At 69.6% G+C, this 4,363-nt stretch carries 2 protein-coding genes; both read right to left on the bottom strand.

The annotated features are described in order from the left end of the window. Positions 1 to 383: 383 nt before the first annotated feature. Positions 384 to 2,669, bottom strand: coding sequence for an NADP-dependent malic enzyme (locus EGK76_RS15285; protein ID WP_123833186.1), 2,286 nt, complete (start codon positions 2,667 to 2,669; stop codon positions 384 to 386). 150 nt (positions 2,670 to 2,819) lie between these two features. After that, complete coding sequence (locus tag EGK76_RS15280; protein ID WP_123833185.1) at positions 2,820 to 4,046, bottom strand: flavohemoglobin expression-modulating QEGLA motif protein; 1,227 nt, start codon at positions 4,044 to 4,046, stop codon at positions 2,820 to 2,822. Positions 4,047 to 4,363: the final 317 nt, after the last annotated feature.

Here is a 4,363-nt window from a genome sequence, read left to right as displayed (position 1 = left end):
GGGGGAGAGGGGCTTGAGATTCGCGAGGGACCGGACGCTGCGCCGGGGGCTGCCCTCACCCCAACCCCTCTCCCGGGGGGAGAGGGGCTTGAGAGTTGCGGGGGCCGGACGCTGCGTGGGCGGGTGCCCTCACCCCTCACCCCTCTCCCGGGGGATAGGGGCTTGAGAATCGGGGGGGCCGGACGCGGGGCGAGAGGCGATGGGCTTCAAGTCCGTGTCGCTGAGCCACCCGCGCCGCGCGCCGCGCCGAGCCCCTCTCCCTTTGGGAGAGGGGTGGGGGTGAGGGCAGCCGCCGAGGCGATGCCGACTCGCGCGGGCTGCTGCTCGGCCACCAGAACGTGCGAGTCACCGCGCCAGAACACTCATGGCGCGGCCAAGGCCGCTCAGCCTTCCAGCAGCTGCGCCTTGCGGATCTGCGCGTCCACCGCGGCGATGGCGGTCATGTTGATCACCCGGCGCGGAGTGGCCGACGGGGTGAGGATGTGTGCGGGCTTGTTGACGCCCATCAGGATCGGACCGAGCGCGACGCCGCCGGTCATCATGCGGATCATGTTGTAGGTGATGTTGGCGGCGTCGATGTTCGGGAACACGAACAGGTTGGCGCGGCCGCTGAGCGTGGTGTCGGGCAGCATGCGCCGGCGCAGGGATTCGTCCCAGGCGGTGTCGCCCATCATCTCGCCGTCGAACTCGAGCTTCGGCGCGCGGCGCACGAGGATCTCCCGCACGGCGCGCATCTTGCGTGCGCTCGGGTCGTCGTGGCTGCCGAAGTTGGAGTGCGACAGCAGCGCGATCTTCGGCTCGATGCCGAACAGCTTCAGCCGGTAGGCGGCCTGGATGGTGCTCTCGGCGATCTGCTCGGCGGTCGGGTCGGGCTGCACGTGGGTGTCGACGAAGAACCACAGCCCCTGGTCGTTGACCACGCCGGTCATCGCCGAGGTGCTCTGCAGGCCGGGGTCCAGGCCCAGCACGCTGCGCACGTAGCCGAGCTTCTTGTGGAAGCGGCCGACGATGCCGGTGATCATCGCGTCGGCCTCGCCACGGTCGACCATGATCGCGGCGATCAGCGAGGGACGCGAGCGCAGCAGGTTCTTGGCCGACTCCGGCGTGACGCCACGGCGCGCGGTCATGGCGTGATAGTGCTGCCAGTAGTCGTTGAAGCGCGGGTCGTCGTTGATGTTGGTCAGTTCGAAATCGCGGCCTGCGACCAGGCGCAGGCCGAGTCGCTGGATACGCATCTCGATCACGTCGGGGCGGCCGATCAGCACCGGCGTGGCCAGGCCTTCGTCGACGACGGTCTGCACCGCGCGCAGCACCACTTCCTCCTCGCCCTCGGCGTAGACGATGCGCTGGCGGTCGCTGCGGGCGCGATCGTAGATCGGCTTCATCACCAGGCCCGTGCGATGGATGAACTGGCCGAGCTTCTCGCGATACGCACGCAGATCCTCGATCGGACGCAGCGCGATGCCCGAGTCCATTGCCGCCTGGGCCACGGCCGGCGCGACGATGGTCAGCAGTCGCGCGTCGAACGGACGGGGAATGATGTACTCCGCGCCGAAGCTGGGGATTTCCTCGCCATAGGCGCTGCCCAGGTCGCTGGCTTCTTCCTTGGCCAGCTGCGCGATCGCGTGCACGCAGGCGAGCTTCATCGCCTCGTTGATGCCGGTGGCGCCGACATCGAGCGCGCCGCGGAAGATGTACGGGAAACAGACCGCGTTGTTGACCTGGTTGGGGAAGTCCGAGCGGCCGGTGGCGATGATCGCGTCGGGGCGGATGCGCCTGGCGTCCTCGGGCATGATCTCCGGATAGGGATTGGCCAGCGCCAGGATCACCGGACGCGGCGCCATGGTGGCGACCATTTCCGGCTTGAGGATGCCGCCGGCCGACAGGCCGAGGAACACGTCGGCGCCGTCGACGATCTCGGCCAGCGTGCGCGCGGGTGTGTCGCGGGCGTAGCGGGCCTTGTCGGGATCGAGGTCGGGGCGGCCGGTGTGGATCACGCCGTCGCGGTCGAAGGCGAGGATGTTCTCCGGGCGCAGACCCAGCGCGACCAGCATGTCGAGGCAGGCGATGCCCGCGGCGCCGGCGCCGGTGGTCGCGAGCTTGACCTCCTCGATCTTCTTGCCGGCGATCTCCAGCGCGTTGACGATCGCCGCGCCGACGATGATCGCGGTGCCGTGCTGGTCGTCGTGGAACACCGGAATCTTCATCCGCTCGCGCAGCTTGCGCTCGACGATGAAGCACTCGGGCGCCTTGATGTCCTCGAGGTTGATGCCGCCGAAGGTCGGTTCGAGCGAGGCGATGATCTCGACGAGCTTGTCGGGATCGCGCTCGTCGATCTCGATGTCGAACACGTCGATGCCGGCGAACTTCTTGAACAGCACGCCCTTGCCTTCCATGACCGGCTTGCCGGCCAGCGCGCCGATGTCGCCCAGGCCCAGCACCGCGGTGCCGTTGGAGATCACCGCGACCAGGTTGCCGCGCGCGGTGAGCTCGCTGGCGGCGTTGGGATCCTTGACGATCTCCTCGCAGGCGAAGGCCACACCGGGCGAATAGGCGAGCGCCAGGTCGCGCTGGGTCAGCATCGGCTTGGTCGCGCTGACGGTGATCTTCCCCGGCGGCGACGAGCGATGGTAGTCGAGGGCGGCCTGGCGAAACTCGTCGTTGGACATCGGCTTGGGTCTGCTCGGAAAGAAGAATGCGAAGGCGATTCTAACCTTCTCGCGCGCGGGTCCCTTGCCGCCGGCGTCCTATGCAGGCCGGCGACCGTGTGCATCGCAGCGCGTATTGCGACGCCCTCGCAGGCAGTCGCGCGGTGCCGGCTACAGCTTGTCGAGCCGGATCCGGTTGGCGAACAGCGAGAAAGCCAGCATCCCGGCCAGGCCACCGGCGCGCTCGAGCCACGGTGGCAGCCAGCGCGGCGGCGCCAGCGTGCCGGCCTCGAACAGCGGCGACAGCCGGACGACATCGTCGAGGGTCATCTTGCCGGCGAACAACTGCCGGCACAGCGGCAACTTCCGCTGCGCCAGCGACTGGCGGAAGAAGGTATGCACCTCGATCAGGCCGCGCAGATAGACCGCGTCCTTGGTGAAGGCATGGCCGCCGGTCAGCGGCACCCCGCGGAACACGCGCTGCGCGGATGCGAAGCTCTCGTTCGTCGCCTGGCCTTCGTCGCGGAAATAATCGAACACCTGCAGGAAATCGGCGCCCCTCAGCGCGAGCGCGATCGCCTCGATGCGCAGGCTCACGCGCTTCATGCGGTCGATGTCGATGCTGCCGGTGATCTGCTCGGCGAACACCGCCAGGCCTTCCTGGGTGCAGGTGGTGCGCGGCGACGACATCGCCATGCTCGGCAGCACTGACTGTTCGCGGCCGTTGAGCGCGGTCAGCGAATGCACGAACGCTTCGTGCTGCAGCAGTTGCTCGCGGTCGTGGATCGAATAGCGTGCGTCGCTGCGCAGCCGCAGCCGGTAGGCGCCGGCCGCGGCCTTGGCGATCATTTCCGGGTCGAGTTCGACCGTGATGACGCGCCCGCCGAAATAGGCGTCGAGATCGTTCTGCAGCTGCGCCTGCAGGGTGGACGCATCGAGGGTCGGCCGCTCGGCGGCGGCGAGCAGGCGGGGGTCGAGCTCGTTGGCGATCCGGATGAAGTGGCCCGCCGCGTCGCGGGTGGTCAGCGTGCTCCCGGGCAGGTCCACGTCCGGGCGGCCGTACAGGGCGATCGCATGGCCACAAGCCGCATCGGTGCCCAGCGATTCGAGCAGCTGCGCGGTGATGGTCCAGACCTGCGCCGATTCGGCGATGTAGGCGCCCAGCGGGTGGTCGCGATCGGCGGCCGCGGCAATGGCGTCCAGCTCGCGCCGGGCATCGGAGAAGTCGAGCGCGGGGTAGCGCACCACCGGCATCGCCCGCCGCCCGGCGGCGAGCGCGCCCAGGAACGCCTGCTGGGTCTGCGCCGGCCAGCTCGCCAGACTCAGCAGCCGCAGCCCGCGAGTGGCCGCGACCATGCGCGCATCGAGGACGGCGTGGTGGGCGATGGCGTGGGGCATTCGCGCCTCCGGTGGACGATGCGGTCACGCTAGCCGATCGGGAGCGCCAGTGGGCGTCGGCCCTCACCCCAACCCCTCTCCCAGGGGGGAGAGGGGCTTTGAGCGCGGATCGGAGGCTCGGGCGGGCTGTGTGTTGTCGGGGCTGCGCGGGCTGGGATTGGCGCGGGCGTCGGCCCTCACCCCAACCCCTCTCCCGGGGGGAGAGGGGCTTTGAGCGCGGAGCGGCGGCTCGGGCGGGCTGTGTTGTCGGGGGTGCGCGGGCTTGGGATCGGTGGGCGGTGGCCCTCACCCCAACCCCTCTCCCGGGGGGAGAGGGG

Source organism: Luteimonas sp. 100069, assembly GCF_003813845.1.
In the GTDB taxonomy this organism is placed as follows: domain Bacteria; phylum Pseudomonadota; class Gammaproteobacteria; order Xanthomonadales; family Xanthomonadaceae; genus Luteimonas; species Luteimonas chenhongjianii.
This window is presented reverse-complemented; position numbering and strand designations above follow the sequence as displayed.